Genomic DNA, 5,816 nt, shown 5'->3' with positions numbered 1-5,816 from the left:
TCGGCAGCCCCGTCACCGCGGTCCCCGACCACCGCGGTGACCGCGCGACCGCCCGCCGGCTCCTGCCGGTGCTCGCGGCCGTCGTCGCGGTGGTCGCGATCGGCGTGCTCGGGTGGCTGGCCTTCACCGCGGGCAACGGGGGCGACGACGACGGCAGGACGCCGCGCGCCGAGCGGACCGGTGGCCGCACCGGCAGCCCCTCCTCGAGCCCGTCGGGCCCCTCGCAGCCGGCCGACGTGACCGCGGACGGGATGGAGGGGTTCGTCGCGCAGTACCTCGCGACCGTGACCTCCGACCCCAAGTCGGCCTGGACGATGCTGACCCCGGACTTCCAGGCCGCGAGCGGCGGGTTCGGGCAGTACAACTCCTTCTGGAAGAGCATCGAGTCCGCCGACCTGGTCGACGCCCGGGCCGATCCGGCGTCCCGGCGGATCAGCTACACCGTCGCGTACGTGCGCCGCGACGGCTCCCAGGCCACCGACGACGTCACCCTCACCCTGCAAGGCACCGACGGCGACTACCTGATCTCCGACGAGGGGTGACCCTGCGCCCCTATCGTGTCTGCGGGAGGTGAGATGGAGCTCGCGGGGCTGTACCGGGACATCGTCGAGGCGTCGACGGACGGGATCTGGGTCTTCGACCTCGACGGCAGGACTCTCTACGCGAACCCCGCGTTGCGCGCGTTCTTCGGCGTCGACGAGGCCGAGATGCTCGAGCTCACCGTCTTCGACTCCCTCGACGAGGTCGGCCGGGCGCAGTTCGCGGCCCACCTCACCCAGCTGCGCGCCGGCCGCGTCAACGACCACGACGTCGAGTGCCGGTTCCTGCGCCGCGACGGCAGCTCGATGTGGGTGACGGTGAGCGAGCGCCTCCTGCACGGCGACGACGGCTCCGTCACCGTGCTGCACCGCCTCACCGACTACAGCGACCGACGCCGCGCCGTGGACGACCTGACGACGAGCCGACGCCGGCTCGCGGAGGCGCACCGGATCGCCCGCATCGGGAGCTGGGAGTGGGACCTGGGCAGCGACGAGATCTGGGCCTCCGAGGAGCTGTGCGCGCTCTACGGCCTGGACCCGCTGGCGTTCCCGGCGACGTACGCCGGCTTCCTCGGCCTCCTGCACGAGCACGACCGCGACGAGGTGGACCGGGTAGTGCAGGCCGCCCGCGAGACCCCCTCGGACTTCGTGTTCGTGACCCGCGTGCGCACCGCCGACGGGGCGTGGGTGTGGACCCGCGGGCGCGGCGTCTCCGTCGCCGACGACACCGGCCGCGTGGTCTCGATGTACGGCACCCACCAGGACATCACCGAGACCAAGCTCGCCGAGATCGCCCTCGAGGACCAGGTCCGCCAGAACACGCTCCTCCAGGCGGTGGCGACGGCCTCCAACGAGGCCGCCACCCTCGAGGAGGTGCTGGTCCAGGCCCGGCACCTCGTGCTCCTGCACGACGACTGGGTGCGCGGCCGGGGCTTCGTCCCCGACCGCGCGGGCCAGGGCCTGGTCCCGCTCTACGTCGACGCGCGGGACCGGGCCGCCGACCTGTCGGCACCGCACGAGGCGGCCCGGGAGCGGACCCTCGCCGAGCGCGCCTTCCGCGAGCACGCTCCGGTCTGGGACGAGGAACGGCTCACGATCGCCTTCCCCGTCTCCTACGCCGACGAGGTCGTCGCCGTGCTCACGATCACCTCGGCGCCGCCGCTGTACCGCTACGAGCTGATCGAGGCGATGGTCGAGCAGGTGGCCGTCCAGCTGGGGCGGGTGGCCGAGCGCGAGCGCGGACAGCGCGAGCTCGCCGACGCCCGCGACGTGGCGATGGCCGCCTCGCGCCAGAAGTCGGAGTTCCTGGCCACGATGAGCCACGAGATCCGCACGCCGCTCAACGGCGTGATCGGGCTCAACGACCTGCTCCTGCGCACCCGCCTCGATCCCGACCAGTACCGGCTCGCCTCCGGCGTGCAGGTCGCCAGCCGGGCGCTGCTGGGCGTCATCAACGACATCCTCGACTTCTCGAAGATCGAGGCCGGCAAGCTCGAGCTCGAACACCTCGACTTCGAGATCCGGGACGTGTTCGACCAGGTGGCGAACCTGCTCGGCGAGGCCGCGCGGACCAAGGGGCTCGAGCTGATCGTGGCCTGCCACCCCGACGTGCCCGAGGTCGTCTCCGGCGACCCGACCCGGCTCGCCCAGGTGATCACCAACCTCGGGTCGAACGCCGTCAAGTTCACCCACCAGGGCGAGGTCTTCATCCGCGCCACCGCCGCTCCGACCCCCGCCGGGCGCACCCGCCTCCAGGTCAGCGTCACCGACACCGGGGTCGGGGTGCCCGAGACCGACATCGAGGGGCTCTTCGACGCCTTCACCCAGGCCGACGCATCCACCACCCGGCGCTACGGCGGCACCGGGCTGGGCCTGGCGATCTCCCGCGAGATCGTGCAGGCGCTCGGCGGCGAGATCGGGCTCGAGCCCAACCCGGGCGGCGGCAGCGTCTTCTGGTTCACCGCCGACCTCGACACGGCGAGCGGCTCCGCCACCGGCGCCGACGACGAGTACGCCCGCAGCTGGCTGGCCGGACGTCGGGTCCTGGTCGTCGACGACAACGCGCACAGCCGGTCGGTGCTCGAGGAGCAGCTGGCCCGGTGGCGGCTGCGGGCCGCCGTCGCCGGCTCCGCGGACGAGGCCGACCGCCTGATCGCCGAGGGCCGGGACGCCGGCGACCCGTTCGAGGCGGTGCTGGTGGACCTGTCGATGCCCGGCCGGGACGGCCTCGATCTGGCGCGCTCGCTGCACCTGGATCCGGCGTACGACCTGCAGGTGATCCTGCTGACCTCCGCGACCACCCCCTCGGCGTGGGACCTGCGCATGGCCGGGGTCGTCGACTGCCTCACCAAGCCGGTGCTCGGTGCGGAGCTGCGCTCCGCGCTGCTCGGTCACCTCGCCCAGGTCGACGAGCGTCCCGAGCCGCCGCTCCGGCTGGTCGAGACCGACCGCGGTCCCGCCCGGCGGGTGCTGGTGGTCGAGGACAACCCCGTCAACCAGCAGGTGGCGGTCGGTCTGCTCGGCGCCCTGGGCTACACCTCACGAGTCGCCGAGGACGGCGCCGCCGCGCTCACCGCGCTGGCCGAGGAACACTTCGACGCGGTCCTCATGGACGTGCAGATGCCGAAGATGGACGGCTACGCGGCGACGAGGGCGATCCGGGCGGGCGAGTCCGGCCCGGCGCGCCTGCCGGTGATCGCGATGACCGCCGCCGCGATCGAGGGCGAGCGGGACCGCTGCCTCGAGGCGGGCATGGACGACTTCTTGACCAAGCCGGTCGACGCCGCCGCGCTCGCCACCGTGCTCGACCAGTGGGTCGGCCCCACCACAGGCGCCGCAGCGCGTAGCGTGCGCGTCGTGAGCGAGGACCAGCACGACGACAGGGGCGCCCGGGGCGACCAGGCAGCGGCGCTCGAGGGGCTCGCCCTCGAGCGGCTCGACGAGCTCCGCGACCTCGATCCCGGCAACACCGCCTACCTCGACCGGGCGATCGGCAACTTCGTCACCAACACTCCCGGGACGCTGGTCAGCATCCGCGAGGCGCTCGCCGCGGGCGACGCCCCGACCCTCAAGCAGGTCTCCCACAAGCTCGCCGGAGGCGCCCTCAACCTCGGCGTCACGGCCGCCGGCCGGACCGCGCAGGAGATCGAGCTGGTCGCCGACACCGGCGAGACCGGGCCGGCCGCCGACCTCGTCGACCGGCTCGCCGAGGAGCTGGCGCAGGGCCGCTCGGCGCTGCTGGCCTACCAGGCGGCGTACACCCGGTCCTGAACTGAGCCCGGCTCCCGGGCCCGCGGGTTTCCTCCGTGCCCTGGTCGGGGTACGGACCCGGTGTCGGGGGGACATCGAGGCAGGGAGCAACCATGAAGAGCCTGATCGGGATCATCGTCGTCGTCTGGCTGGTGATCGGGGTGCTGGCCGCGTGGCAGCGCGGCTACTTCGGAGACGACCAGGACGTGACCTGCAAGACCGCCGGGGACACGACGTTGACGATCGTGGCCGGCCCGCTCAACTACGTCGGCGCCAACCCCAAGGTCGACTGCAACGTCGAGGTCCCCCAGCCTTCCGAGTGAGGGCCGCGGCCGGCGGTCCGTGCGGTCGTCAGTCCGGCGACGGGCCCGGGTGCTCGTCGCCGGACGGCGGCGCCGAGTCGTCCAGAGCCCCCTGGTTGGCCACGAACGCCGCCACCGGCGGCAGCAGCGCGGCGACCACGCTCATCACCACGGCCGCCGGCGTCGACCACAGCCGCACGACGTTCCACGCCAGCAGGATCAGCAGCACGCAGGCGCCCATGATCGCGAAGTAGGCGCGGTGCCGCCGGGTCCGCCGGGTCCGCCCGGTCCGCCGGGTCCGTCGGGTCCGCCGGGTCCGTCGGGTCCGTCGCATGGCGGCGACGCTACGCCGGCGGTTGCCGAACGCTGGCAGGCTGGTGCCATGCGCTACGTGAAGCTGGGCCGCACCGGACTCGACGTCTCCGCGATCACGTTGGGGTGCATGAGCTGGGGCGACCCGAGCAGGGGCGGCCATCCGTGGGTGCTGGACGAGGACGCGGGCCGCGCGATCATCCGCGACGCCCTCGAGGCGGGCATCACCGTCTTCGACACCGCGAACGTCTACTCCGGCGGCAGCAGCGAGGAGATCACCGGGCGGGCGCTGCGCGACCTCGCCCGCCGCGAGGACGTCGTGATCGCGACGAAGGTGCACGGCCGGATGCGGCCCGGACCGTACGGCGCCGGCCTGTCGCGCAAGGCGATCCTGCACGAGATCGACGAGTCGTTGCGTCGCCTCGGCACCGACTACGTGGACCTCTACCAGATCCACCGGTGGGACCCAGCGGTGCCCATCGAGGAGACGATGGAGGCGCTGCACGACGTCGTGCGCGCGGGCAAGGCGAGGTACCTCGGAGCGTCGTCGATGTTCGCCTGGCAGTTCGCGAAGGCCCAGCACACCGCGGAGCGCCACGGGTGGACCCCGTTCGTCGCCATGCAGAACCACTACAACCTCCTCTACCGCGAGGAGGAGCGGGAGATGCTCCCGCTGTGCGCCGACCAGGGTGTCGGCGTGATCCCGTGGAGCCCGCTGGCGCGCGGTCGCCTGACCCGGGACTGGGACGCCGGGACCGCGCGCACCGAGACCGACGAGTTCGGGGCGACGCTGTACCGCGACGAGGACCGCTCGGTGGTCGAGACCGTCGCGGCCGTGGCGGCGCGGCGCGGCGTCCCGCGCGCCCAGGTCGCGCTCGCCTGGCTGCTGCACCAGCCGGTGGTGACCTCACCGATCGTCGGGGTCACCAAGCCCGCCCACCTGGCCGACGCGGTGGCCGCGGTCGACCTGGACCTCTCGCAGGAGGAGCTCGACGAGCTGGGCGCCGGCTACGTGCCGCACGCCATCGCCGGGCATCGCTGAACCGGCCTCACGAGCTGCTGTCCACGTCCCGCGAGGCCAGCACCCGGAGCTGGAGCATCGCGACGAACCGGGCCTCGGGGTCGGTGAGGTCGATCTCTCCGACCTCGGCCACCCGCCGCAGCCGGTAGCGGAACGTGTTCGGGTGGACGTAGAGGGCCTCGGCCGCAGCGGTGACGTCACCGAACGCGTCGAGCCAGGCGCGCAGCGTCGGGACGAGCGCGCTGCGGTGGCGCTCGTCGTACGCGATCAGGCGCGCCAGCGGCCCGGTCGGCCGGTCCCCGCGGGCGGCCGCCAGGTCGCGCAGCTCGAGCACGAGCGCCTCGACCTGGATGTCCGCGAGCCGGGCGACCCGCCGGCCGCCGCGGCCGGGCC

At 73.5% G+C, this 5,816-nt stretch carries 6 protein-coding genes; 4 read left to right on the top strand and 2 right to left on the bottom strand.

What is annotated here, in order from left to right; translation table 11 throughout:
• From VGD85_RS18425 to VGD85_RS18415, 3 genes are all read left to right on the top strand, one after another.
• Positions 1-542, top strand: a 542-nt coding sequence (locus VGD85_RS18425) for a hypothetical protein (RefSeq protein ID WP_331064885.1), incomplete at its 5' end; no start/stop codon positions are given.
• A 33-nt stretch (positions 543-575) separates the two neighbouring features.
• Complete coding sequence (locus VGD85_RS18420) at positions 576-3,809, top strand: response regulator (protein WP_331064884.1); 3,234 nt, start codon at positions 576-578, stop codon at positions 3,807-3,809.
• Positions 3,810-3,901: 92 nt separating this feature from the next.
• Positions 3,902-4,111, top strand: a complete 210-nt coding sequence (locus tag VGD85_RS18415; RefSeq protein ID WP_331064883.1) for a hypothetical protein — start codon at positions 3,902-3,904, stop codon at positions 4,109-4,111.
• Positions 4,112-4,139: 28 nt separating this feature from the next.
• Here VGD85_RS18415 and VGD85_RS18410 read toward each other — a convergent pair whose 3' ends face one another.
• Positions 4,140-4,424, bottom strand: coding sequence for a hypothetical protein (locus VGD85_RS18410; RefSeq protein WP_331064882.1), 285 nt, complete (start codon positions 4,422-4,424; stop codon positions 4,140-4,142).
• A gap of 48 nt (positions 4,425-4,472) precedes the next feature.
• Here VGD85_RS18410 and VGD85_RS18405 point away from each other — a divergent pair, with 48 nt between their 5' ends.
• Positions 4,473-5,444, top strand: a complete 972-nt coding sequence (locus VGD85_RS18405; RefSeq protein ID WP_331064881.1) for an aldo/keto reductase — start codon at positions 4,473-4,475, stop codon at positions 5,442-5,444.
• 7 nt (positions 5,445-5,451) lie between these two features.
• On the opposite strand, the gene VGD85_RS18400 is transcribed toward VGD85_RS18405, so the two are convergent.
• On the bottom strand, positions 5,452-5,816 hold a 365-nt coding region (locus VGD85_RS18400; RefSeq protein ID WP_331064880.1), incomplete at its 5' end, for a helix-turn-helix domain-containing protein.

This window comes from Nocardioides sp. (assembly GCF_036401255.1).
GTDB lineage: Bacteria > Actinomycetota > Actinomycetes > Propionibacteriales > Nocardioidaceae > Nocardioides.
This window is presented reverse-complemented; position numbering and strand designations above follow the sequence as displayed.

Coding starts and splice junctions, on each gene's coding strand:
- VGD85_RS18410 (WP_331064882.1), bottom strand. CDS start 4,424: ATGCGACGGACCCGACGGACCCGGCGGACCCGACGGACCCGGCGGACC.
- VGD85_RS18405 (WP_331064881.1), top strand. CDS start 4,473: ATGCGCTACGTGAAGCTGGGCCGCACCGGACTCGACGTCTCCGCGATC.
- VGD85_RS18420 (WP_331064884.1), top strand. CDS start 576: ATGGAGCTCGCGGGGCTGTACCGGGACATCGTCGAGGCGTCGACGGAC.
- VGD85_RS18415 (WP_331064883.1), top strand. CDS start 3,902: ATGAAGAGCCTGATCGGGATCATCGTCGTCGTCTGGCTGGTGATCGGG.